Source organism: Micromonospora trifolii (genome assembly GCF_050516465.1).
Taxonomy (GTDB): Bacteria; Actinomycetota; Actinomycetes; order Mycobacteriales; family Micromonosporaceae; genus Micromonospora; species Micromonospora trifolii.
Map to the genome: position 1 here is coordinate 6282810 of NZ_CP191526.1, position 24667 is coordinate 6307476.

Sequence of the window (24667 nt, forward strand, 5' to 3'; positions counted from 1 at the left end):
GAGGTGTAGCGACCCCATGTCAAGGACTGGCACGAGACGAGGCACGCCGCCAACCGGCGCGCCCACCACCGTCCCCCGCACCGCCCGCACGGGCCGCCGTCGGATGCTCGCCGGCGCGCTCGCCGGGATGCTCCTCGCCACCGCCCCGGTCGTCACCCCCATGGCGAGCGCGGCACCGGCGGCCGACCCGTCCGCGGCCGCCGCCCGCGTGGCCATGCTCGCCGGGCTCTCCGCGACCATGACCGCCAGCAGTTACAACCAGAACTACGTGGCGGGCAACGCCAACGACGGCAACGCGTCGACCTACTGGGAGAGCGCCAACAACGCGTTCCCGCAGTGGATCCAGGCGGACCTGGGCGCCACGGTCAGCGTGGACCGGGTGGTGCTCAAGCTGCCGCCCGCGTCGGACTGGCAGACCCGCACCCAGACGCTGTCGGTGCTCGGCTCCACCAACGGCTCGTCCTTCACCACCCTGAAGGCGTCCGCCGGCTACACCTTCAACCCGAGCAGCGGCAACACCGCCACCGTCAGCTTCACCGCCGCCAGCACCCGCTACGTACGCGTGCAGGTGACCGGCAACACCGGTTGGCCGGCTGCCCAGCTGTCCGAGGTCGAGGTCTACGGCGCCACCGGCAGCAACGACACCCAGGCGCCCAGCGTCCCGGGCAACCTGGCCTACACCCAGCCGGTCAGTGGGCAGATTCGGCTCGCCTGGTCGGCGTCCACCGACAACGTCGGGGTGACCGGGTACGACGTCTACGCCAACGGCGCGCTGCGCGGCAGCGTCAACGGCTCGACGCTCACGTACACCGACAGCCAGCCGACCAGTGCCACGGTCTCGTACTACGTGCGGGCCAAGGACGCGGCCGGCAACCAGTCGGCGAACAGCAACACCGTGACCCGGACCGGCACCGGCAACCCGCCGACCGGTTCCAACCTGGCGATCGGCAAGCCGATCACCGCCTCCGGGTTCGTGCACACGTTCGTGGCCACCAACGCCAACGACAACAATGTGGCCACCTACTGGGAGGGCAACGGCAACCCGAGCACGCTGACCGTGCAGCTCGGCGCCAACGCCAGCCTCAGCCAGGTCGTCGTGAAGCTCAACCCGGACTCGGCGTGGGGTGCGCGTACCCAGAACATCACGGTGCTCGGCCGGGACCAGGGCTCGTCGAGCTTCACCACCCTGGTCGGCGCGGCGAACTACAGCTTCAACCCGGGCAGCGGCAACACGGTGACCATCCCGGTCTCCGGCGCGGCGGCCGACGTACGGCTCTCGATCGCCTCGAACACCGGCGCTCCGGCCGGTCAGGTGGCCGAGTTCCAGGTCTTCGGCACCCCGGCGCCGAACCCGGACCTGACCGTTACCGGCATGTCGTTCAGCCCGTCCGCACCGGTGGAGACCAGCACCATCACGCTCTCCGCGACGGTGCGTAACGCGGGCTCGGCGGCCTCCGGCGCGACCAACGTCAACTTCTACCTGGGCTCCACCCGGGTGGGCACGGCTTCGGTCGGCGGTCTCGCGGCCGGCGCCTCGACCACTGTCAGCGCCAGCATCGGCACCCGGGACTCGGGCAGCTACCCGCTCAGCGCCAAGGTCGACGAGTCGAACACCGTCGTCGAGCAGGACGACACCAACAACAGCTACACGAACCCCAGCCCGTTGGTCGTCGCCGCGGTCGCCAGCTCGGACCTGGTCGCCTCGGCGGTCGCCTGGTCGCCGGGCAACCCGTCGGCGGGCAACACGGTGAACTTCTCCGTGTCCATCCGCAATGCCGGCAACCAGGCTTCCGCGTCCGGTGCGCACGGCATCACCCTGACCGTGCTCAACGAGTCCGGCACCGTGGTCCGTACCCTGACCGGCTCGTACTCCGGCGTGATCAACGCCGGCGCCACGGTCGGCCCGATCAGCCTGGGCACCTGGACCGCCGCGAACGGCAAGTACACCGTCCGGGTGGTGCTCGCCGTGGACGGCAACGAGTTGCCGGTGAAGCAGGCCAACAACACCAGTGACCGTCCGCTCTTCGTCGGTCGCGGCGCCAACATGCCGTATGACATGTACGAGGCTGAGGACGGCGTGATCGGCGGTGGCGCCGCCGTCGTCGGACCGAACCGGGAGGTCGGCGACCTGGCCGGCGAGGCGTCCGGTCGGCGGGCGGTGACCCTCAACTCGAACGGCAGCTATGTCGAGTTCACCACCCGGGCCAGCACCAACACGCTGGTCACCCGTTTCTCCATCCCGGACGCCGCCGGCGGTGGCGGGATCAACTCGACGCTGAACGTCTACGTCAACGGCACGTTCCACAAGGCCATCGACCTGACGTCCCGGTACGCCTGGCTGTACGGCAACGAGACCAGCCCGGGCAACTCGCCGAGCGCGGGCGGTCCGCGGCACATCTACGACGAAGCCAACGTCATGCTCAACTCCACCGTTCCGGCCGGCAGCAAGATCCGCCTTCAGAAGGACCCGGCCAACACCACCACGTACGCCATCGACTTCATCAACACGGAGCAGGTGGCGCCGGTCGCCAACCCGGACCCGGCGCGCTACACCACGCCGACCGGCTTCACCCACCAGGACGTGCAGAACGCCCTGGACCGGGTGCGGATGGACACCACCGGCAACCTGATCGGGGTGTACCTGCCGGCCGGTAACTACTCCACCTCGTCGAAGTTCCAGGTGTACGGCAAGGCGGTCCAGGTGACCGGTGCCGGCCCCTGGTACACCCGGTTCAACGCGCCGTCGGGCCAGGACAACACCGACATCGGTTTCCGGGCCGAGAACTCGGCGGCCAACTCGTCGTTCAAGAACTTCGCGTACTTCGGCAACTACACCTCGCGGATCGACGGTCCGGGCAAGGTGTTCGACTTCTCCAACGTGTCGAACATCGTGATCGACAACATCTGGAACGAGCACATGGTGTGCCTCTACTGGGGCGCGAACACCGACTATATGACGATCAAGAACTCCCGGATCCGGAACATGTTCGCCGACGGCATCAACATGACCAACGGGAGCACCAACAACCTGGTCAGCAACAACGACGCCCGGGCCACCGGCGACGACAGCTTCGCGCTGTTCTCGGCCATCGACGCGGGCGGCGCCGACATGAAGGACAACGTCTACGAGAACCTGACCTCGACCCTGACCTGGCGGGCCGCCGGTGTCGCCGTGTACGGCGGCTACGGCAACACGTTCCGCAACATCTACATCGCGGACACGCTGGTCTACTCCGGCATCACCATCAGCTCGCTCGACTTCGGCTATCCGATGAACGGCTTCGGTGCCAGCCCGCCCACCCGGTTCGAGAACATCTCGATCGTGCGGGCCGGTGGGCATTTCTGGGGCTCACAAACCTTCCCGGCGATCTGGGTCTTCTCCGCCTCGAAGGTGTTCCAGGGCATCCGGGTCAGCGACGTCGACATCATCGATCCGACCTACAGCGGCATCATGTTCCAGACCAACTACGTCGGTGGGCAGCCGCAGAACCCGATCACCGACACGGTCTTCACGAACATCTCCATCAGCGGTGCCCGGAAGAGCGGGGACGCCTACGACGCGAAGTCCGGCTTCGCCATCTGGGCGAACCCGATGCCGGAGGCCGGGCAGGGGCCGGCCGTCGGGTCGGTCACCTTCAACAACCTCCGGTTGAGCAACAACGCGGTGGACATCCAGAACCCCACGACAACCTTCACCATCAACCGCAACTGAGCTAGCCGGTAGCCGACGCCGCCGGGGGGTGTACCCCTCCCGGCGGCGTCGCGCCGTGTCGGCCCTCACCCGCGGCGAACCGGGCCGCGCCGGCCGCCGCGTCCGTGGCCAGCGAGTCCATCCCGTACGCCAACTCGGTCGCCAGCGCCTCCGGCTCTTCTCGCCCCGCGCCGGCCAGCAGCGCCGCCCGGTCGTTGCGCAGGCAGGTCTGCGGATGCCGGGCGATCGCCGCCGCCAACTCCTCGGCCGCGGCCCGCGCCTGGCCGGGTGGCACCAACCGATTGACCAACCCCATCGTGTACGCCTCGTCGGCCGGCACCGGGCGGCCGGTGAGGATCAGGTCCATGGCCCGACTCTCGCCGATCAGCCTGGGCAGCCGGACGGTGCCACCGTCGATCAGCGGCACTCCCCAGCGGCGGCAGAACACCCCGAGTGTCGCGTCGGACTCGGCGACCCGCAGGTCACACCAGAGCGCCAACTCGAGCCCGCCCGCCACCGCGTACCCGGAGATCGCCGCGATCACCGGTTTGCTGAGCGTCATCCGGGTCGGACCCATCGGGCCGTCCCCCTCCGGCTCGACCCGGTTGCCGCTCGGTGTGCCGATCGCCTTGAGGTCGGCACCGGCGCAGAACGTTCCACCGGCGCCCCAGAGCACGGCCACCGCCGCGTCGGGATCGGCGTCGAAGGCCCGAAACGCGTCGGCCAGCGCCCGAGCCGTAGGACCGTCCACGGCGTTCCGAGCGTCCGCCCGGTCCAACACCACGGTGCTGACCGCCCCGACCCGTTCCACCCGCACACCCATCCCGCCAGCATGCCCGCCCCACCCCACCCCCACCAGCCCCGTCGATCTTGCACTTCCGGTTGCCGGTTCGCGGCTTGTGCCCCGGATTATCGGAGCAGGAACTGCAAGATCGGCGGTGTGGACGGCGCGGCAGGTTTGTCGCCGCCGACCGGTTTGCGACGGCGATCGCCGGGAAGTCGGTACTCGTGCGAGCACTTTTGACGAAAGTTGAGCAGGACTCCCGGCTGGACCGCGCGGGTGACCGGTTGCAGAAGGTCGTCCTGGGGACGCTGCGTCCACGCCGGCTGCGCGACCTGCTGCACGGGGTGACCCTCGGGCACCCGCTGCACCCGGCGATGGTGCAGGTGCCGGTCGGCGCGTGGATCAGCGCCGCGGTGCTCGACCTCATGCCTGGGCAGCGCCGGCCCGCCACCGTGCTGGTCGGTCTGGGCACCGCCAGCGCGCTGCCGGCGGCGGTCGCCGGTCTGAACGACTGGGCGGCACTCGCCCGGGACCAGCGCCGGGTCGGCCTGGTGCACGCCGCCGCCAACACCGTCGGCATGACGCTCTACGCCGGCTCGTTGGCCGCCCGACTGTCCGGCCGCCACGGAGTGGGTCGCGCCCTCGGCTTCCTCGGGCTCTCCACCGTGAGCCTCGGCGCGTACATCGGGGGTCACCTGGCGTACAAGCAGGGGGCGCAGGTCAACCAGAGCGTCTCCGAGCTGCACCGGATGACCGATGGCTGGCACTCGCTGGCCGACATGGCGACGTTGCCGCAACGCACCCTGATCACCCGAGAGGTGGACGACGACATCTCGGTCATCCTCTACCGGCACGGTGACGAGGTGACGGTGATGTTGGAGCGCTGCCCGCACCAGAGCGGGCCGCTCGGCGAGGGTGAAGTTCAGGAGATCGACGGCCACGCCTGCGTGGTCTGCCCGTGGCACGGCAGCGCCTTCCGGCTCAATGGCGGTGAGGTCGTGCAGGGGCCGTCCGGCAACGATCAGCAGATCCTGCCCACCCGGATCCAGAACGGCGTGCTCCAGACCCGCCTACCCTGACCCGCCTGCCCGGACCGGCCCCAGCGTTGCGGCCTGGCACCCCGGCACCCGGCGCAACCCTGCCTGAGTTTGCGGAGCCTCCGCAGGCGGCAGAGACACCAGGTCGTGCGGGCCCGCTCAGGTGCGTCGGTGTCGACCGACCGGCGGACCATCCGGTACGGAGTCGAGGCCGTGCCCGCCGTCGAACAGCCCGCCCTCGCCACCAGCACCGGCCCAGCCCTCGTCACCACTCCAGCCCCCAGGGCCGGTGGTCGTCATTCCGCCGCCGTGGGGTGCCGTGCCGCCGGAGAGAGCCATCCCGCTGCCCGGGAACGCCGTGCTGCCGGGGAAAGCCATTCCGCTTCCGGCGGGTTCCACTTCGTTGCCGGCGGGCGTCACACCACTGCCAGCAGGGGCGATCCCGCTACTGACGGGCGTCACCCCACTGCCGGCAGGTGCGACCCCACTGCCGGTAGGCGTCATTCCGCCACCACGAGGTGCGAAGTCGTTCCCGCTCGGTGCCGCGCCGCTGTGCGGAGTCGCCGGGGCTTCGATGGCCGCCGCCGCCCGGCTGGCAGCCCACGCGGCACCACTTCCGCCCGCCCCACCACTGCCCCGCCGGCCCGCGCCGCCCCGGGATGTGCGGGAGGACGCGGCCAGTCGGGGAGACGCGCCGGCGGTGGCTGGACGGCGGCGGAGCCCCAGGACGGCGCCGATCTGGGCGCCGACGATGCTCGCCACCGCCAGTACGGCGGAGACCGCCAGCGGGCGGTTCACCCGATCGGCGGCACCGGCTCGGGCCGCACCGACCGTCATCGCTGGTGGTTGGCCCGCTGACTCCGTACCGCTGGGTGGTGCCGGGGCCACCCGCGGCGGTGCGGCCCGCTCGGGCGCCGGCCGGGGCGCGGGCGGTTTCGGCGCCGCGGGCCGGTCGACGAGCCGGCCGGTGGCGTGCTGCCGAGCCCCCTGGTCGGCGGCCTCAGTGGGCAGTCGGAGCAGTTGGCCGGGGCGGATCCGGTCCGGATCGTCGAGCTTGTTCAGCTTGGCGAGCTGTCGGTAGTCGCCGAACTCGTCCAGGTACCGCTCGGCCACCTCCCCGAGGTAGTCGCCCCGCGCCACCCGGTACACCGGCGCGGCCTCGTCGTTCGCCGCCGAGGCACCGGGTGCGGCCACCCCCGTCCCGGCCATGCCGAGCAGCCCTCCTCGGGCCACCGGCGCGGCCGTGTCCGGTGTCGTCGCGGCGCGGGTCGGCGCGGCCAGGGTGGTGACGGCCGGCGCGCTCGGACTGGCGTACACCGGAGTTCCGTAGATTGCCGCGGCGCTGGCGGCGGCCGGGCTGGCGACCAGGATCAGCGCGACCGAGCCGACCAGCGCGGCGGCGGCCTTCTGCTGGCGGCCCATCCCGGGCAGCTTCGGCGCCGGCCGGCGCAGGGTCTGGGCGCCCAGCTCGACGAGGACGGAGAAGGCGAACGTGGCCCAGCCGAACCAACCGGCCACGGCGAGCGCCCGCAGGAAGAGCTGACCGTCGTCCCGGCTGGTCAGCGCGGTGCCTACCTCGCTGATCGTGGGAAGGTGATCGGGCAGCGGGTTACCGGCGAAGGCGAGCAGCGCGATCGGCGCGCCGACCAGCAGCACCAGGAGCACGGCCAGCGCACCGATGCCGGTGAGGATCCGTCCGGTCCGCCGTACGACGGACCCACCCGATACGGGCATGGCTGCCTTCCTTCCTACGGTGTTGCGGTGATGGCACGCGCGGTCGCCTCGCCGGTGACGGTGACCGTCTTCTTCTGGATGAACGGTCCGACCATCGAGCGGTGGTAGGTGATGGAGACGGTCACCCGGATCAGGGTTTCCCCGTCGACCTCGGGGAAGTTCACGGTGTGGCCAGCGGTGTTCACGGCCGCCAGGTAGCTGGCGACCGCCTCGCGCGCCTCCGGCTCGTTGATCCGCTTCGGTCCGCCCTCGATGGCGGTGGCCCGGTCGATGGCCTGACCGCCGGTCCGGGCCGCCTCGGCGGCGAGGTTCTGGGCGCGTTGCAGGGTGCGGAGCTGCCCGGCGCCGTCGAAGGAGAGGCCGATGATGGCCAGTACACCGACCATCGTCACCGCGAAGAAGATGCTCACCCGGCCGTGCTCACCTGCCCGCGAGGGCCTGGCAGCCGACGTGGTGGCCGTCATTGCCGACTCCGGTAACGGTCGAGCGGAGAGGTGAACTGCGCGGAGATCTCCTTCTCGATCTCCATTCCGGGCAGGACGTCGAGTGTGATGTCCTTGAAGGACACTGTGCAGCGGATCGTCACCGTCACCGTGGCGTTGCTACCGACCGAACTACTGAAGGCATCGTCGAAGCTGGACACATTGCCGGGCGACTTGCCGGTGAATTCCGGTTCCAGGTCGTTGGTACAGGCCAGGCCGTGCCAGTCCAGCTGCTTTTGGGCAGCCTCCCGCGCCTCATCTTTAGCGACGTCGGAATTCCGGGAAATCGAGGCCGCCCGGGCGGCGTCGTGCGCGGCCGCCTCAAGCGCCTCCGCCGCCACCGCGCTGCGCCCGACCACACCGGCCAACACCATCAACGCGATGAACGCGGGCGCGAGCACCGCCACCTCGATGGAGACCGAGCCCCGCTCGGCGGTACGGGTCATGGCTGGGTCACCCTCTCCACCGTTCCGTGGGCGGTCTGCTCTATTGCGAAGTCCACGCCCGGCACCACGGACAGGGACCGGCCGCTCACCGTGCAGGTCACGTCGGTCGTGGTGGTCACGCAGGTCGGGCCGGCCTTGTCCCAGCCCACCAACCAACCGCCGGCGGCCCTCAGGAAGCGGGAGGCGCTGTCCACCCCGGCGCCGTTGCGCGCCTGGTACGTCCGCTGCGCGTTGACGCCACTCTGCGCGGCGTTCAACGCCGTGGAGCGGGCGAGGAAGACGGCCGCGACCTGGATCGAGGCGAAGAGCAGCACCAGGATCAGCGGCATCATCACGGCGAGTTCCACCGGGTTGGCACCCCGCTCGCGGTCGCCGGCCGCGAGGCGGCGCCGGGCGGCGGTGACCGCTCGGCTCCATCTCGGGTACCTGGCTCGACGCATTCCGGCTACTTCGGGACCGTGTATCCCGGGATGCCGTCCATCCAGCCCTTGGCCTTGGTCAGGGCCAGGGCGGTGACGGCCATGGCGACGGCGACCAGGCCGGCGATGATCACCGCAGTGGGCACCGGGCTGTCGCCGCGCTCACCGTCGCGGCGCAGCTCGGCCATGCGCGTCGTCACCACGACGTGCAGATAGCTGAGGATGGACATGGCGTTCTCCTTCAGGGGGACGGGGTCACACACGGGCGATGAACGGATAGAGGACGAACCCGAGCAGCACGAAGACGAGCAGCGCGCCCGGGATGTCGAGCTTGCTGGTGATTCCCTCGGCGCGAGCCAGGTTGTCGGTGCGGATCTGGTCGCGCAGCGAGTCGGCCCGGCTGCGCAGCGTCTCGTGCACCTGCGCGCCCTCGCTGCCGGAGGAGCGCATGATCGCGCCGACATCACCCAACTCCGGAATGCCGATCTTGTCGGCGAGGTCGCGCAGCTCGTCCCAGGGCGCGTGCATCTGCATCTGGGCGATCCGCAGCGACTCCTGGAGGCGGTCGAACACCCAACCGTCGCAGACCGCCGCCGCCCGCTCCAGCGATTGCACGGGCCCGTGCGCGGCGGAGAGCTGCAACGCCACCAGGTCGAGGTAGGTGCAGACCGCCTGGCGGAACTCGTCGCGGGCGGCGTTGGCCTTGGTCAGCACGGCGCGGTGCGCCAGCAGGCCGGCCAGCAGCGCCAGGCCGAGGCTGCCCAGCACCGGCACTACCAGCGGGAACGGGATGCCGAGCACCCACAGCGCCACCCCGAGCACAGTCGGTGTGGCCAACCCGATCAGCGCGGAGAGCAGCACCGACAGCGCGTACTGCTCGGAGGTCTGGCCGATCAGCGCCAGCTGCATCTGCGGCGGCCGCAACCAGCGGGACATCCCGGTCAGCCAGTCGAGTCGCCGAGACGCGGGCGTGGACACCCGGCCGACGCCCGGCGGCTGGTGCAGTCGGCGCAGCGCCGGCCCGAGCGCCGGTGTCGCCGGCACCAGCTCCCGAACCACCAGGAACACACCCAGGCCGATCCCGGCGCCACCGCAGACCGCGAGGACAAACTGCCAGTTCACGATCATGGGAGCCGCCTTTTGTTCGCGACTGCGGGGCTCCGCTGCGCTGCACTCCTCGCGCTCACGCGATCACCTCGGCCGGGTTGGGCGCCGGCAGGAACCGGGCCGGCCGTTGCGGCTGGCTCATCGACCGCACCCAGGCCAGCAGGCCGATGAAGGCTGCGCCGAGGGCGGCCATCACCAGCTGACCCACCGGCGTGCCGTACGGCCTGATGTACTCGGTGTTGATCAGCCCGTACGCCAGGGTCGCCAGCGTCATCCCGGTGAGGAAGCGGACCGCGAACCGGGGCTGGGTGCGCTTGGCCTCGATCTCCCGACGGGTCGCCACCTCCGCGGAGGCCGCGCCGGCGATCGAACCGAGCACGTCACCAAGCCGCTCACCCCGGTCCGACAGGTGCAGGATCAGCGCCGCGACCACCTGGTCGCAGACCGGGTCGGCGATCTCGTCGGCGAACGCCAGCAGCGCGGAGCGTGCCATCCAGCCGGCCTGGAGGCGTGCGGCCAGCAGCCGTACCTCGTCCTCGATGCCGGGTGGCACGCTGCCGATCGTGCCGATGATCGACTGCTGGAGGCCCTGCCCGGTGCCGGAGACGTCCTTGAGCCGGCGGGTCCACTCGCCGACGGCCTCGATCCGGGCGATCGCCCGCTGCTCGGCCCTGCCCACACCGAACAGCCACGGGGTGCCGGGCACCGCCACCGCCACCAGCAGGCCCACCACCGGCAGCCCGGTCAGCAGGAACGCCAACGCGCCGGCGACCAGCGCGGCGACCAACAGCGCCTGATAGGCCCGATGCTCGGCCGGAGTGCTGCCCGGCCCGCGCCAGAGTCGGCTCAGCCCCGGCCCGCTGCCCGGCCGCGGCCCGGGGGGTCGGCGGGTGCCGACCAGGGCGACCACGGCGAGCAGCAGCCCGGCCACACAGGCGGCGCCGGAGACCACCGCGATCAACTCCAGGCTGTCGAGCATCAGGTCACCGCCGGGCCAGTCGGGTCTGCCGAGGCCGCCGCCAGGCACCGGCACCGGCCTCAACCCACCGGGTCAGCAGCCGCGCGTCGTAACCCACCCGCAGCAACTGGTCGCGGACCCGCTCCGGCAGGTGCCGGGGAACCGCACGACCGTCCGGGCCCGGCCCGAAGACCGTTGTGGTGGTGATCCGGCCAGCTTCGCCGGCCCCGATCACCTCCTCCACATGCGAGACGAACCGGTGCTTCCGCCCGCCGATCGCGGTCTCGTCCTCGATGGTGACGTAGACGATCAGGTCGAGCGCGTTGCCGGCCATCCGGCGGGCCTGGTCGACGGTCATCTCGCGGCCGTGCGCCAGGGCCAGCTCGACGATCCGTTCACCCACACCGGAGGCGGTACGGGCGTGGATGGTGCACATCGACCCCCGGCTGGTGGTCATCGCCTGGAGCATCGGCACGATCTCCCGGGACCGCACCTCGCCCACGATGATCCGCAGGACCCCCATCCGCAGCGACAGCGGGATCAGGTCGGCGATGGTCACCTCACCGGCCGGGCGGCCGTCGAAGCCGCGCTCGCCGTGCCCCTCCCGGGCCTCGAAGCTCATCACCGCCCGGTGCCGTTCCCGGCGGCGGGCCGGAAGCAGTTCCCGACTCTCCTCCAGCAGCACGTACGGCTCGTCCTGCGGGATCTCGTTCATCAGCGCCCGGATGACAGTGGTCTTCCCGGCACCGGCCAACCCGGCGACCATGATGTTCAGACCGGCGCGCATCGCCGCGCGGAGGAAGTCGCGCAGCAGCGGATCGATCATCTCGTCCAGGTCACCTCGGGCGCCCGCGAGGTCGTCGAGGCTCACCTCCAGGGTGTTGTGTTTGCGGATCACCGCGTACGGGCGGTGGCTGACCAGGAACACCGCGGCCAGCCGGCTGCCGTCGGGCAGTTGCAGGTCGAGGGTGGGCTTCACCGTGGACAGGGACCGCTCGGTCGCGCCCGCCCGACGGGCCGCCGCCTGGAGGATCTCCACCAGCTCGGCGTCGCTGTCGGCGATCGGCTCCGCCCAGTCCACCCCACCGCCGTGCCGGGTGATGCGTACCTGGTCGCAGCCGAGGATGTGCACCTCCTCGATGGTGTCGTCGACAAGCAGCGTCTGTAGCCGGCCGAGCCCGACCAGCTCGGCGGTCACCTGGTCGAGCAGCAGGCGTTCATCGCCGGCGGCCATCGGCGTGCCGGCCCGGCGTACCGAGTCCGCGTACGCGGAAACCACAGTGACGGCGAGTCGGGCCCGCTCGGTGTCCTCCTCGTCGACTGTGAACTCCCGGCCGCGCTGCCAGAGGGTGAGCCGTTCGGTGAGTTCCCGGCGCAGCTCCCGGACCACCTGGAAGTCCATCCGGGCCCGGGGCGGCGACTCCGGCGGCGGGGTGGCCGCGGGCGCCGGCTGCGGCTGCGCCCCGGACTGGTGGTGCCGGCCGTTCGGCACGGCCAGAGGTGGCGCTGTGGAGGTCACGGCCGGTGGCTGCTGGCGCGGATCGGTGGAGACCGGCTCAAACCGCATCCGGCACCCCCTGCTGCACGGGCCACGCCAACCGGGCCCGTCGCCGTTCCAGGAGCGCCCCGATCGGGACCTCCAGCGCGGCCGCCGCGCGCATCAGCGGCCGACCGGCCCGCACGGTCCCGCCCAGGGCGAGCACCCCGGCGGTACGCGGATCGTGCGGCAGCCGTGCGATGACCGGCAGTTTCAGGGCGCGGCTGATCTCGGCCCGCCCGTGCCCGTCGCCGACCAGCAGCAGCCGCAGGGTGCCCGGGGGCACCCGGTGCTCGGCGAAGTCCCGTTCGATCGTGGTTACCACCGCGCGGGTGCCGGAGAGGTCCGGCAGGTGCGCCCGGGTCACCAGCAGCACCACCGAGGCGGCCCGCAGCACCGGCCACGGTGGCCCGGTAACGTGCAGCCGGCCGCAGTCGACCAGGACGTCGTAGCCGGGGGTGCCGCGGTCGAGGGCGTCGAAGTAGTCGGCGAAGCGCTGCCAGAGCGGGGTGACGCTGCCGCTCTGGGCCGGGTCGACGAGGCCGGGCAGCAGCAGCCGTTCCCGGCGGGGTGCGTCCAGGTCGACCAGCTGCGACCAGAACGCGGTTTCCAGGTTGCCGTCGCGCAACTCGCCGACGGCCAGCTCTCCGATGCCGCGCGGGCCGTCCAGTTGGCCGCCGAGGTATCCGGCGAGGATCGAGCCGCCGGCCGGGTCACATTCGGCGACCACCAGCCGCCGGTGCCAGGCCAGCGCGCAGGCCAGCGCCGAGGTGGTGACGCCGGGCGAACCCTTCGCGGACACCAGCGCGATGATCGCCATGCTCAGGCCGCCTCGGTCAGCACGACGGCGAGCCGTTCCTGTGCGGCGAGCGCCACCACCGCCGGCACATCACGGGTGAGCAGCGCCAGGTACAGCACCTTGTCGTCGTTGGCCGGGCTGACCATGTCGATGACGGTGGCCGCGAACCGGGTGCCGGCGGCGGCCGTTTCTCCGTCGGCATCGTTGTCCGGAGTGCTGACCAGCAGGACCTTGTCACCGGGGTGCAGTTCGCGGGCCGGCACCTGGGCGGTCTTCAGGCCGAGCGCGATCTGCTGCTGGCCGGGGCCGAGCAGCGGGTCGTCGGTGACCTGTCCCAGGGTGAGCAGCGTGCCCGGAAGCAGCGCGACGGCGGCCCGTTTGCCGACCACCTCGTCGAGCCGTGCGGCGGGCACCGGGCGCAACCCCTGGCCGCCGGCGACCTGCACGGTGACCAGGTCGGCCGCGCTGATCTCCCGGCCCACCTCGACCGGTCGGGCCACCGCCAGATAGCTGCCGGTGGCCCGTACCGAGGTGACCGCGAAGGCCGCGCCCAGCCCGCCCAGGGCGATCAGGAGAACGGCGAGACCGAGCAACCCGGGGCGGACCCGGCGCTGGCGGACCACTGTGGGCGGGTTGACGGGTGCGTCCACCGACGGGGTCCCGTTGCGCGTCGCGAGGCTCATCTGGTGACCACCTGAAGTTCGTTGATCCTGATCTGCACGATGCCGCTTCTCCGGGTCTGCGGGATCACCCGCCTCGTGGCGTCGCTGTTGGTCCACCAGTTCACCGTCCAGTGCGTGGTGGCGGTGACCTTGTAGGTGGCGGGTTTCGAGTAGCCCTCGTCGTAGCCGCAGTCCGGGGAGGTGGCACCCGCCCGCGTGCCAGTGGCCTTGTACTCGGTGCCGGCGCCGTAGCAGGTGACAGTCTTGCCGTTGCCCATTTCCCAGACGATCCGGTCGACCTTCGCCTCGATGTAGACGGTCAAACCCCGGTCGGACTCGTCGGCGTATATGGGGCCGAAGTAGTTCTTCCCTGCGGTTGCCCACATCCACACGGGCAGGCCGACCAGGCCCGGACCGATGTCCTTACGGGGGGCGACCTTCAGCCGCGCCGGCAGCAGCTTGATCGACGCCAGGGCGCGACGGGCCAACTCCTCGGGGTCCGGCGGCGCGCCGAAGCCGGCCGGCGGATCGGCCAGCTGCACCACGTCCTGGGCGCCCAGGTCGCCGCCGTTGCAGGTTTCCAGATACCACTGGTGACCCTCGGAGGGCTCGGCCGGCCCTTCGGTCAGCTTGTAGTAGCACCCGTTGCCGTTGTTGAACCAGCCCAGGTCCTCGTCGTAGCAGGGGATGGTCCGCCCGTTCCACTGGCAGACGCCGCCACCGCCACCGCCGCCGTCGTCCCCGCCGCCACCGTTGTCCCCGCCGCCCCCGGGGTCACCGGGATTGCCGGGCTCGTCGTCCCAGACGCTGCAGTCGGGTTGGTCGGGTGGGCAGCCCGCTCCCGGGTCGGCTCGTAGGGCGGCGGTGGCCGGCGGGGTCGCACCGACTACCAGCAGGAGCGTGAGGCCGATCCCGGCGAGCGCCCGTCGGGTTGTCGCGGCCCCGCTCAGCACGGCTGGTCCCGGTGCGTCGCGCCGTAGTTGATCAGCCAGCGGCCGTCGGGATAGCGGGTCGCGGTGGCGGTGGAGAGGTGTCTGCCGCCGCCGCTGCCCGGGACCGAGCGCTTGTCCTTGGCGTAGACCAGCCGGTAGCCGGTCGTGTCCAGGCAGTCCTGGATCTCCACGGTGGCCGGCTTCGCGTCCAGGCTGACGGCGGTCACGGTCGGGTCGGACTTGATCGTCCCGGTACGCATAGCGCCGTGCTCCTTAGCCTCGCGAATGGAGACGCGAACCCGAGTCAAAAGTGGATCACCGAGGAACCGGGACAGTTCCGGCGAACGCGGATCACTGCGCAGGCCCGCCGTGCGCGAGGCCGCGAGATACCCGGAGTACGCGTCAAGTGCCGCCTTTTCGGCAGCGCGTCGTTCGACGTCGGAATCGGTCCGGGGTCCGTTGTCGCGGACTTCCGTCGGCCGTTCGACCGTTTCCCGTCCGCTGGCGCAGGCGGTGACAGGCATCGCCGCCACGCCCACCAGCAGGCAGATTGCCGCTCTTCTGAGCTGCCGTCCGCGCACCGTCGAGCCTCCTCGTGGTCGCCCGGGGCGGTGACGGTTCACCGCCGCCGGGCATGCGGAAGCGCGCCCGGATCAGCACACCCGGAGCTGTTCATTGCGCTTCTGCATTCACCGTTACGGATCTTTTACAAATTCGGGGTCCTGTGTCGTCCGATGGTGAAGGTGAGGCTTGCGTCACACCCAAGGGGCGAGCATAGGCTGACGCTCGCCGATGCAACAGAGGCAATTCAAGCGAACACTCAGTGTGATGACAGGTGGTGGTGGCCGGTGTCCGCACTGCGCCCCGGGCAATGGGCGAGCGAAACGTCGTTATTGATGGGGCGTCGTCGGGCCGGATGGGTTCACGGGAGTCGTGTCACCGGTCGCGGGAGTGGGACATCGCGGTCTCATCCCGGCATTCGACCGACGCCGACACCCTGCCGGCGGGCCACCTCGTCCAATGGCACGCCTGACCCGGAAGCGGTCGAAAGCACCCGCACAGGCTGCGGTCCGCAGGTCGCTTTCTGCGCCATCCGCTACACCGTAGCGAGTGTTCAATCACGATCCGTGTTCACCATCGCGGGGGAGCATCTGGCCGCAATGGAGGCGACATGGCGCTGACCGGCCCCCCGGCAGCCATCCCCGGTCGGGAAGACCCACCCGATCGGAGTCCGGCACCCCCGCCGTCCGGTGATGCGACGGAACCCGCAAGCCAGGCAACGCCCTCTCCGCCGCGCGAACGACCGGCGAGCCTCGTCTCGGTGGTGGCACGCACCCGGGTCTCGACAGTGTTCGCGATCCTCGCGATCAGCCCGCTGATGCGGTTGGCCGCGCTGCGCTACGCCGTACCCCCGGGTCTGCCCAGCCGGACCGGGTGCGACGCCTGCGGCGCGCCGGCCGGCCTGACCCGCCCCTGGCCGGCGCTCGGCCCGGCAGCCCGGTGCGGTCAGTGCCGCGCCCGGGTTGGCCCACCGCCGGTCACCGTCGAGCTGGCGGTGCTCGCGGCGGCGGTGCTGCTGGCGTTCGCCGGTCCGCCGGGCGGGACGCTGCCGGCGCTGATCTGGTGGCTCGCCTGGACCATCCCGGCGATCCTCGTCGACCTGGCCGTGCACCGGTTGCCGGATCGGCTCACCCTGCCCGCGGCGGCCGGCACCTGGCTGCTGCTCGGCGTGGCCGCGCTCGACGCCGACCCGGGGCACTGGCTGCGAGCCGTCATCGGCGGCACGGGGCTGGCGCTCTTCTTCGCCAGCACCGCGGTGCTGCTCGGCCGCCGCGGCTTCGGGCTGGGCGACGCCAAGCTGGCGCTCAGCGTCGGCGCGCTGCTCGGCTGGTACGGCTGGCCGGTGCTGCTGTTCGGGCTGGTGCTCACCTTCGGGCTCTCCGCCCTGGTGAGTCTGGGCCTGCTGGCCACCCGCCGCGTCAACTGGAGCAGCCACCTGCCGTTCGGCCCGTTCCTGCTGCTCGGCACAACGGCCGCCCTCCTGCTGACGACCTGACCCGCCGGCTCGCCCCTGGGTGTGCCGGTGGTCAGGGGCGGGAGCGGCTGGCCAGTTTGGGGACCGGGCTGTCGGGGCGGTTCGCCCGGCGGCGGCGCAGCACCTCGCTGGTCGGGCGGGCCAGCAACGGGGTGACCACCACGGCGACCAGGGCGCCGAACAGCACACCCGCGATCACGTCGTGCGGGTAGTGCACGCCCACGAAGACCCGGGAGAAGGCACCGAGCGCGGCCAGGGGCAGCGCGACCAGGCCGAGTCGGCGGGAGAGCAGCAACGTGGTGACCGCCAGCGCGCCAGCGATGGTGGCGTGGTTGCTGGGGAACGACCAGTCGCCCGGAGGTGGGCAGGCACCCGCGATTATCTCCCGACCGATGGTCCGGCAGGGGCGATCCTGGTCCACCACGGTCTTGAAGAACTCGCTGCCCACGTACGCCAGGAGGGCCGGCACCGGCGCGATCAGGGCGAGTGCCCGGTTGTGCGGACCGCCGGACCGGCGGCTCAGCGCGGCCATCACCAGCAGCGCGCCGAGTAGCAGGATCACCCCCTCGGTGGCGTGTCCGACGAACCATTGCACCGGCTCTGGGCTGCCGGCGGCGGCGTCGACGACGTCGCTGTACCACTCGGCGCTGATCTCCGGAACGTCCATGCTGCCGTTGTCGACCATGCATCACCTCACTTCACGTTCATACCCTGTTCACCTTGGGGACACCCTAGGAACGCGGCAGAGGGCATCGCTGCTGTCGAAGGTCGGGCGCTCCACCCGACCTTCGTCGTCCAGGATTCGCACAGCCGGCTCTGGTTGGCTGTTGCAGAACGTCGACATCGACAGGAGGCTTCGTGCAGACCGGTTCGGCCACCGATCAACCGCAGTCCACCGCCGCTACGGCGGACGACGAGACCTGGCGGATCCGGCGCACGGCGGCCGACGTCGACCGGCTCGGCGAGACCGAGTCGATCTTCGCGTTGGGCAACGGGTGGATCGGCTGGCGCGGGGTGCTCGACGAGGGTGCCCCGTGCGGGATGCCTGGCAGTTACGTCAGTGGCTTCCACGAGCGGCGCGAGCTGAGCTATCCCGAGGAGGGGTACGCGTTTCCGCCGACCAGCGACACCGTCATCAGCGCACCGAACGCCGCACTGATCCGGCTCTGGGTCGACGACGAGCCGCTGGATCTCCGGACCGGGACGCTGCGCAGCCACGAACGGGTGCTCGACCTGCGTACCGGCGTATTGCGCCGGGAGACCGAGTGGATTTCACCGGCCTGGCGGGGCGTACGCATCCGCAGCACCCGGTTGGTGTCCCTGCCGCGTCGCCCGGTGGCCGCCGTCCGGTACGAGGTCGAGCCGGTGGACGCCGCCGTCGAGCTGCGGGTCTGCTCGGATCTGCTGGCCAACGAGAAGGTGCCGGAGCGTTCGGACGATCCTCGGGCCGCCTCGGTGCCCACCGACCCGCTGACCGCCGAGACGTACCGTGCGACCGGCCTCGACGGCGTGCTGGTGCACCGCACCGAGCGCAGCGGTCAGCGTGTCGCGGTCGCGGTCAGTCACCTGGTGGAGGGGCCGGGCACTGTGACCACCACGGGTGACTGCACCCCGGACCGGGTGCGGCTGACCGTGACGGGTCGCCTGCACCCGGGGGAGCGGTTGCGGCTGACGAAGTTCGCCGCCTACGAGTGGGCGGCAATCGACGCGACGCCCGCCGACGAGTTGGCCGCCCTGGTCGCCGCCGAGGCGGACGCGGCGCGCGCGGATGGCTTCGACGCCCTGCTCACCGACCAGCGCGCCGCCCTGGACGCGGCCTGGCAGGTCGCCGACGTGCAGCTCGACGGCGATCCGGAGCTTCAGCAGGCCGTTCGGTTCGCGATGTTCCACCTGATCCAGGCCGGTCGCCCGGACTCCGACCGGACCATCTCGGCCAAGGGGTTGACCGGCAACGGCTACGACGGGCACGTCCTCTGGGACACCGAGAGTTACGTCCTGCCGGTGCTCACCTACCTGGCCCCGGCGGTGGCCCGCTCGGCGTTGACGTGGCGGCACGCCCACCTGCCCGAGGCGCGGGAGCGGGCCGCCGAGCTGCGGTTGACCGGCGCGACCTTCCCGTGGCGCACCATCGGTGGCCGGGAAAGCTCCGGCTACTGGCCGGCGGGCACCGCAGCGCTGCACGTCAACGCCGACATCGCCGACGCGGTGCTGCGTTACCTGGCGGCCACCGACGACCAGGGGTTCCTGGCCGAGGCGGGGCTGGAACTGCTGGTGGAGACCGCCCGGCTCTGGCACGGCTTCGGCCACTGGTCGGGCGAGGGCGACTTCCACCTGCACGGGGTGACCGGCCCGGACGAGTACGCGGCGCTGGTCGACGACAACGTCTTCACCAACCTGATGGCGAAGCGCAATCTGCGCGGTGCGGCGGACGCCGCCGAGGGGCATCCCGAACTGGCCGACCGGCTCGGCGTGGACCGCGACGAGGTGGCCGGCTGGCGGGCCGCCGCCGACGCGATGGCCATCCCGTACGACGGCGAGCGTGGGGTGCACCAGCAGGCCGCCGGGTTCACCGAACAGCCCGAGTGGGACTTCGCGAACACCGGCGACGACGACTACCCGCTGCTGCTGCACTTCCCGTACCTGGAGCTGTACCGCAAGCAGGTGGTGAAGCAGGCCGATCTGGTGCTGGCCATGCAGCTCTGCCCCGGTGAGTTCACCGCCGACGAGAAGGCCCGCAACCTGGCCTACTACCAGGCCCGCACGGTCCGCGACTCGTCGCTGTCGGCGGCCCCGCAGGCCGTGCTGGCCGCCGAGGTCGGGCACCTGGATCTGGCGTACGACCTGTTCGCCGAGTCGGTCCTTCAGGACCTGGCCGACCTGGGCGACAAGACCGCCGACGGGTTGCACCTGGCCTCACTGGCCGGCGCGTGGCTGGCGCTGGTGCAGGGCTTCGGTGGGCTGCGCGACGATCGCCGGGTGCTCTCCTTCGACCCCCGGCTGCCGCGCCGGATCGACCGGCTGGCGTTCAGCCTGCGGTGGCGCGGCCACCGGGTGCGGGTCACGTTGACTCCGGCCGAGGCCCGCTACGAGCTGCCCGACGCCGCCAGCGATGCCGAGGTCGAGCTGTGGCACCACGGCGAGTCGCTGCGGGTCACTGGCGCCGAACCGGTCACCCGGCCGATGCCGCCGGTGCCCGACCCCGGCCCGGAGCCGCCCTCCCCGCCCGGCCGCCGCCCCACCCGACGCTCAGCGGACTGAGCCCGCTGCCGCCTCAGATCGACACGGGACCGCCGGCCATCCGTTCGCGGACGGCCTCCAGCTCCTCGAAGGCGTACGCCCAGTTGTGGCACTTGAAGCTGCGCAGACCGTCGATCGCGGTGTGACAGTCGGAGCAGCGCACCCCGGCGATGGCATCCGGGATCTCGGTGTTGACGTACTTGCGCTCGCCCAGGATGACCGTGGCGATCATGGCCTTGTCGTGCAGACCGGAGAGCGCCGACGAGACGATGTCGTACCAGGTGACCCGCCGGCGGCACTTCGGGCAGTCGGGTTCGTCGCCGCTGACCCAGAGCGGGGCACCGATGCTGCGCGCCGGCATGCCGAGCAGTTTCTCCAGCCGCCGGACATCCGATTCGGGGGTGGTCCAGCGGTGTCGGCCGGGCAGTGATGCGGGCGAGTCGTACACGGCGCGGAACAGGTCGTGGTCGACCTGCACGGTCTCGCGCTGAGCGGTCATCGGCGTCCCTCCTCGTTGAGTCGGTGCCCCCACCGTGGTCAGCGGTGACCATGGGCGCAGCCGGATCAACGACACGAGGGGTCAGCGGGTCGTCGCCGCGGGTGCTAGACATCGAGTTCCGCTCCCGCCGCCGAAGGGATCCCGCATGACCGATCAGCCGGCACCTGACGTCACCACCAGACCCAACGTCGCCCGCATGTACGACTACTTCCTCGGGGGTAGCCACAACTTCCCGGCCGACCGGGCCGCCGCCGACCGGGTGCTGGAGATCTTCCCGGAGACCGGGGTCGCCGCTCAGACCAACCGGCACTTCCTGCGCCGAGCCGTCCGGTACGCCGCCGAGCAGGGCGTACGCCAGTTCCTGGACATCGGCGCCGGGTTGCCCACCCAGGACGCCGTGCACGAGGTGGTGCGGGCCGTGGCGCCCGACGCGCGGGTGGTCTACGTCGACTACGACGAGGTGGCCGTCGGGCACGCCCGGCAGTTGCTGACTGGCGTACCCGGCACCGCTGTCGTTCAGGGCGACCTGCGACGGCCGGACGAACTGCTGGCCCACCCGGACGTGCGGGCGACCCTCGACCTGGACCAACCGGTGGCGGTGCTGCTCCTCGCGGTGCTGCACTTCGTGCCGGACCACGACGACCCGTGGGCGGCGATCGCCCGGCTGCGCGCCGCCACCGCGCCCGGCAGTCACCTGGTGCTGTCCCATCTGACGTTGGACGGCATCCCGCCGGAGCTGGCCGAGCGCGGCCAGGCCGTCTACCGCAACAGCAGCGCCCCACTGGTGCCCCGCACGCGCGCCGAGACGGCACGCTTCTTCGCCGGGTACGACCTGGTGGAACCCGGCCTGGTCGCCACCACCCGGTGGCGACCGGACGGCGAGCCGGAGACCGTGGACGCCCACGGGTACGCGGGGGTCGGCGTCCGCCGCTGACCCCGCTTTCGCCTCCGGTGGCCGGCCTCGGGTGGTACGACGGACACAGGGCGTGCGCCGGCGGGAGGAGCGCCGATGGCGAGCAGACCCGAACGGCTGCTGCGGGGCGACGACTCGCCGCTGAGCGCCTCGTTCCTGGAGCTCTTCTTCGATCTGGCGTTCGTGCTCGCCCTGAGCCAGTTGGCCGCCCACCTGCTGCACGACCTCCGCCTGACCGGCGCGCTGCACACCGCCCTGCTGTTGACCGGGGTCTGGTGGATCTGGGTGACCACCACCTGGTTCGCCGACTGGTACGACCCGGAGAGCCCGGCGGTGCGGTGGCTGCTGGTCAGTGCCGCGCTGGGCAGCCTGCTGGCCGGAGTGGCGATTCCGCAGGCGTTGGACGGGCGGGGCCTGCTCTTCGCCGGCGCGTACGTCTCGGTGCACATCGCCCGGGGGGTGGTCACCGCTCTCGCGCTACGCGGTCACCCGCGGCAGAGCCGGGCGCTGCGCATCCTCTGCTGGTTCAGCGTCTCCGCCGTACCGTGGTTGGCCGGCGGGTTTCTGCCGGAGTGGCGGGTGCCGCTCTGGCTGCTCGCCCTCGCCATCGACTTCACCGGCCCACGACTCGGCTGGCCCACGCCACTGATGGGCCGGACCGGGCCGCAGGAGTTGCATCTGGCCGGTGAGCACTTCGCCGAGCGGTACCAACAAATCATGATCATCGCGCTCGGTGAGCTCGTCCTGGTCGCGGGCCTCTCGTACGCCGAAAGCGACCTCGCCCTCGCGCAGACCGCCGCGTTCCTGCTGGTCTTCGCCAGTGCGGTGCTGATCGGTCTGCTCTACGTCACGCCTGCCGGCCAGCGCCTCGGCCCGGCCATCGAGCACGCCGACCCGTCCCGACTCGGGGTCATCACCGGGTACCTGCACCTGGTGATGATCGCCGGGTTGGTGGTCACCGCCGTCGGCGCCGAACTGAGCATCGCCCACCCGCTGCGAACCAGTGACCGCACTGCGGTCCTGGTCATCCTGAGCGGCCCGTTGCTGTTCCTCGTCGGGCGGATCCTCTTCTCGGCGGCGATCCACCGGCGACTCTCCTGGCCCCGGGTCGCCGCCCTGCTGGTGCTGGCAGGTGCGGCGGCCGTCGTGCGGCTGCCGCTGTTGGCGGTCAGCGCGGTCGCCACCGGGGTGGTGCTCGTGGTGGTCGTCCTGGACCACGCCGGCATCGGCTCCTACCGCCACCGATCTGGCGCGTAGTCGAGAAGCCTGACTAAAGTCAGGCATATGGACTCGGCTCTCATCGCCGCCGTGCGGCGGTTCAACCGGACGGTCACCCAACGGGTGGGTGCGCTCGACGACGAGTACATGGCCCAGGGGCGCCCGCTGGGGCAGGCGCGGCTGCTCTGGGAGATCGGCCCCGCCGGTGCCGAGGTCGCCGCGCTACGGGCCCGGCTCGGGCTGGACTCCGGACACCTCAGCCGACTCCTGCGCACCCTGGAGAACGACGGCCTCATCGCCGTGGGGCCAGCCGACCGGACCGGCGCCGACGGCCGGGTACGCGTCGCCACGCTCACCGACGCCGGTCGAGCCCAGTGGGCCGACCTCGACCAGCGGTCGGACGATCTCGCCGCCTCGATCCTCGAACCGCTCACCGAACACCGCCGCGAACGACTCGTCGCCGCCATGGCCGAGGTCGAACGGCTGCTCATGGGCTCGATGGTCGTCATCGAGCCGTGCCCGCCGAGCGACCCGCGAGCCCGTGCGTGCCTGCGGGCCTACGTCCGCGACATCGCACGACGATTCGACGGCGGGTTCGACCCCGAACTGAGCAAACCGCTCCCCGACGAAGCGCTCGTCCCGCCCAACGGGGTGCTCCTGCTCGCCACCCTCAACAGCGAACCGATCGGCTGCGGCGCCGTCAAACTCCACCCCGACGCGCCCGCCGAGATCAAACGCGTGTGGGTGGCCGACGCCGTACGCGGGCTCGGCGTCGGGCGGCGGCTGCTGGGCGAACTGGAACGGTACGCCGCCGAGCGCGGCGCGACAGCGGTCCGGCTGGACACCAACCACAACCTCACCGAGGCGATCGCCCTGTACCGGGCGACCGGTTACCGGGAGATCGAGGCGTACAACACCGAGCACTACGCCCACCACTGGTTCGAGAAACAGCTGCGACGGTGACGGAACTTGGTCCGGCGTGGTCTTGGCCGGCTATCCGGGTGGTGACGGCGGCTCGGGTGGGCGTCCCCGCGTACGGCCGGCGTCCGAGATGGCGACCCCGGCCAGGACCGCAGCGGCGGCGAGGGCGGCCACGATCGGCGGTACGAGGAGCATCAACGGCGTCAGGGCCGCCAGGGCGAGCAGCCCGATCGGCCGGTCCCGGGACACCCGGCTGAAGACCACGTACTCGAAGCGGGAGCGCCCGGCCAGGAACAGCGCCGGTCCGCCGAGGATGATCGCGATCCAGGCCGGTTCAGGATGCCCGGACGGATGGGCGATGACGAGTTCGGCGCCGACCGCTGCGACGACCACACCGGCCACCATGACCAGGTGCGCGTAGAACGCCGACAGTCCAAGGCGGGCCGGATCGCGGGAGTTGGCGATGGCTGACGCCGACAACTCCCCGGCACGGTAGATGTAGATGCGCCAGAGCAGCACCGTGGCGGCGATCGACACCAGGAACGCCGTGGTCCGGTCGGGTGCGAAGCCGCTGCCGCCGAGGGTTGACGCGGAGACCAGGATCATCTCGCCCAGCGCGATGATGAAGAACTGTCGGTGACGCTCGGCCAGGTGTTCGGCCGCGCTCGGCAACTCCGAGGGCGGCGAGCGGCCCAGCCCGGGTGTCAGGTAGCGAAGTTTTCCCGCCAGATAGTCGATGGCCACCGCCAGCACCCACAGCGCCTCCCGGGCGGTGCCGTGCGCCAGTGCCCCTGCGATCCACGGCACAGCAGACGCGCAGAACCAGATGACCACCCGTAGGGCGCCGCGCTGCAACTCGTGGCCCCGCAGGGCGACGAGAAGGCCGATGCTGCGACCGACCTGGACGGCGACGTACGCGCCCGCGAAGACCAGGCCCTGCGCGCCGAAGGCCTCCGGTAGCGCGACGGCCATCAGCAGACTGCCTACCAGAGTCGCGATGACCAGCAGTTGTATCGTCGCCCGCTGCGGGTCGAATCGGTCCGGGACCGTCGCCGTGCTGCACCAGACCCACCAAACCGCCAGCAGCAGCACCAGCGTGTGAAGGGTGCCACGCCAGGTGAGGTCCTGGCTGAGCACCCGCCCGAGCTGGGTGAGCACGTAGACGAACGCCAGATCGAAGAAGAGCTCCAGGAAGGTGGCCCGTTGCGGATCCCCGGGCTTCCGCAGCAGCTTGCCCGCACTATGCGTCGTCATCG

General features: G+C 71.4%; 22 protein-coding genes and 1 pseudogene. 7 read left to right on the forward strand and 16 right to left on the reverse strand.

All coding sequences use genetic code 11. The annotated features are described in order from the left end of the window. The first annotated feature begins 16 nt into the window (after positions 1-16). On the forward strand, positions 17-3712 hold the full coding sequence (locus tag ACQRWP_RS29275) for a discoidin domain-containing protein (protein WP_430499353.1): 3696 nt from the start codon (positions 17-19) through the stop codon (positions 3710-3712). A 1-nt stretch (position 3713) separates the two neighbouring features. Here the strand turns inward: ACQRWP_RS29275 and ACQRWP_RS29280 are convergent, their stop codons facing one another. Further along, positions 3714-4514, reverse strand: a complete 801-nt coding sequence (locus tag ACQRWP_RS29280; protein WP_430499355.1) for a crotonase/enoyl-CoA hydratase family protein — start codon at positions 4512-4514, stop codon at positions 3714-3716. Positions 4515-4699: 185 nt separating this feature from the next. On the opposite strand from ACQRWP_RS29280, the gene ACQRWP_RS29285 reads away from it, so the two are divergent. After that, the gene (locus tag ACQRWP_RS29285) at positions 4700-5554 is read left to right on the forward strand and encodes a Rieske 2Fe-2S domain-containing protein (RefSeq protein WP_430499357.1); all 855 of its coding nucleotides are present in this window, start codon (positions 4700-4702) and stop codon (positions 5552-5554) included. A 648-nt stretch (positions 5555-6202) separates the two neighbouring features. Here the strand turns inward: ACQRWP_RS29285 and ACQRWP_RS29290 are convergent. From ACQRWP_RS29290 to ACQRWP_RS29345, 12 genes and pseudogenes are all read right to left on the reverse strand, one after another. After that, positions 6203-7246, reverse strand: a pseudogene (locus ACQRWP_RS29290) (LysM peptidoglycan-binding domain-containing protein); the annotation flags it as partial. Between the two features lie 14 nt (positions 7247-7260). Beyond that, the gene (locus ACQRWP_RS29295) at positions 7261-7710 is read right to left on the reverse strand and encodes a pilus assembly protein TadG-related protein (protein WP_430499359.1); all 450 of its coding nucleotides are present in this window, start codon (positions 7708-7710) and stop codon (positions 7261-7263) included. Continuing rightward, positions 7707-8174 (reverse strand): TadE/TadG family type IV pilus assembly protein, encoded by a 468-nt coding sequence (locus ACQRWP_RS29300; RefSeq protein ID WP_430499361.1) that lies wholly within the window; start codon positions 8172-8174, stop codon positions 7707-7709. Before ACQRWP_RS29300 ends, ACQRWP_RS29295 begins: the two co-directional genes overlap by 4 nt. Beyond that, positions 8171-8614: a TadE family protein gene (locus ACQRWP_RS29305; RefSeq protein ID WP_430499363.1), complete on the reverse strand. Its 444-nt coding sequence runs from the start codon at positions 8612-8614 to the stop codon at positions 8171-8173. The genes ACQRWP_RS29300 and ACQRWP_RS29305 overlap by 4 nt, the downstream gene beginning before the upstream one ends. Before the next feature lie 5 nt (positions 8615-8619). Next, positions 8620-8823 (reverse strand): hypothetical protein, encoded by a 204-nt coding sequence (locus ACQRWP_RS29310; protein WP_430499365.1) that lies wholly within the window; start codon positions 8821-8823, stop codon positions 8620-8622. Between the two features lie 25 nt (positions 8824-8848). Beyond that, the gene (locus ACQRWP_RS29315; protein ID WP_430499366.1) at positions 8849-9721 is read right to left on the reverse strand and encodes a type II secretion system F family protein; all 873 of its coding nucleotides are present in this window, start codon (positions 9719-9721) and stop codon (positions 8849-8851) included. Positions 9722-9776: 55 nt separating this feature from the next. Continuing rightward, the gene (locus tag ACQRWP_RS29320; RefSeq protein ID WP_430499368.1) at positions 9777-10679 is read right to left on the reverse strand and encodes a type II secretion system F family protein; all 903 of its coding nucleotides are present in this window, start codon (positions 10677-10679) and stop codon (positions 9777-9779) included. A 4-nt stretch (positions 10680-10683) separates the two neighbouring features. Next, the gene (locus tag ACQRWP_RS29325; RefSeq protein ID WP_430499369.1) at positions 10684-12225 is read right to left on the reverse strand and encodes a CpaF family protein; all 1542 of its coding nucleotides are present in this window, start codon (positions 12223-12225) and stop codon (positions 10684-10686) included. Next, a complete protein-coding gene (locus ACQRWP_RS29330) occupies positions 12215-13015 on the reverse strand; it encodes a ParA family protein (RefSeq protein ID WP_430499371.1) in 801 nt (266 codons plus the stop codon). Before ACQRWP_RS29330 ends, ACQRWP_RS29325 begins: the two co-directional genes overlap by 11 nt. Before the next feature lie 2 nt (positions 13016-13017). After that, on the reverse strand, positions 13018-13677 hold the full coding sequence (locus ACQRWP_RS29335) for an SAF domain-containing protein (RefSeq protein WP_430499373.1): 660 nt from the start codon (positions 13675-13677) through the stop codon (positions 13018-13020). Beyond that, positions 13674-14609, reverse strand: a complete 936-nt coding sequence (locus ACQRWP_RS29340) for a hypothetical protein (protein ID WP_430499375.1) — start codon at positions 14607-14609, stop codon at positions 13674-13676. Before ACQRWP_RS29340 ends, ACQRWP_RS29335 begins: the two co-directional genes overlap by 4 nt. Further along, a complete protein-coding gene (locus ACQRWP_RS29345) occupies positions 14603-15169 on the reverse strand; it encodes a hypothetical protein (RefSeq protein WP_430499377.1) in 567 nt (188 codons plus the stop codon). The genes ACQRWP_RS29340 and ACQRWP_RS29345 overlap by 7 nt, the downstream gene beginning before the upstream one ends. A 797-nt stretch (positions 15170-15966) precedes the next feature. Here ACQRWP_RS29345 and ACQRWP_RS29350 point away from each other — a divergent pair. Beyond that, positions 15967-16644 carry a prepilin peptidase gene (locus ACQRWP_RS29350; RefSeq protein WP_430503325.1) on the forward strand — a complete coding sequence of 226 codons (678 nt, stop codon included), beginning with the start codon at positions 15967-15969 and terminating at the stop codon, positions 16642-16644. 31 nt (positions 16645-16675) lie between these two features. Here the strand turns inward: ACQRWP_RS29350 and ACQRWP_RS29355 are convergent, their stop codons facing one another. Next, positions 16676-17308 carry a phosphatase PAP2 family protein gene (locus ACQRWP_RS29355; RefSeq protein WP_430499379.1) on the reverse strand — a complete coding sequence of 211 codons (633 nt, stop codon included), beginning with the start codon at positions 17306-17308 and terminating at the stop codon, positions 16676-16678. Positions 17309-17481: 173 nt separating this feature from the next. On the opposite strand from ACQRWP_RS29355, the gene ACQRWP_RS29360 reads away from it, so the two are divergent. Further along, the gene (locus ACQRWP_RS29360) at positions 17482-19881 is read left to right on the forward strand and encodes a glycoside hydrolase family 65 protein (RefSeq protein WP_430499381.1); all 2400 of its coding nucleotides are present in this window, start codon (positions 17482-17484) and stop codon (positions 19879-19881) included. Between the two features lie 13 nt (positions 19882-19894). Here ACQRWP_RS29360 and ACQRWP_RS29365 read toward each other — a convergent pair whose 3' ends face one another. Beyond that, complete coding sequence (locus ACQRWP_RS29365) at positions 19895-20359, reverse strand: hypothetical protein (RefSeq protein WP_430499383.1); 465 nt, start codon at positions 20357-20359, stop codon at positions 19895-19897. A 145-nt stretch (positions 20360-20504) separates the two neighbouring features. Here ACQRWP_RS29365 and ACQRWP_RS29370 point away from each other — a divergent pair, with 145 nt between their 5' ends. The 3 genes from ACQRWP_RS29370 (at position 20505) to ACQRWP_RS29380 (ending at position 23453) form a co-directional block, all read left to right on the forward strand. Then, on the forward strand, positions 20505-21293 hold the full coding sequence (locus tag ACQRWP_RS29370) for an SAM-dependent methyltransferase (protein WP_430499385.1): 789 nt from the start codon (positions 20505-20507) through the stop codon (positions 21291-21293). 75 nt (positions 21294-21368) lie between these two features. Further along, positions 21369-22529 (forward strand): low temperature requirement protein A, encoded by a 1161-nt coding sequence (locus ACQRWP_RS29375; RefSeq protein ID WP_430499387.1) that lies wholly within the window; start codon positions 21369-21371, stop codon positions 22527-22529. A gap of 27 nt (positions 22530-22556) precedes the next feature. Continuing rightward, the gene (locus tag ACQRWP_RS29380; protein WP_430499389.1) at positions 22557-23453 is read left to right on the forward strand and encodes a GNAT family N-acetyltransferase; all 897 of its coding nucleotides are present in this window, start codon (positions 22557-22559) and stop codon (positions 23451-23453) included. A gap of 30 nt (positions 23454-23483) precedes the next feature. Here ACQRWP_RS29380 and ACQRWP_RS29385 read toward each other — a convergent pair whose 3' ends face one another. Beyond that, entirely contained in the window at positions 23484-24665 is a 1182-nt protein-coding gene (locus tag ACQRWP_RS29385; RefSeq protein WP_430499391.1) for a low temperature requirement protein A, read from the reverse strand. Positions 24666-24667 lie beyond the last annotated feature (2 nt).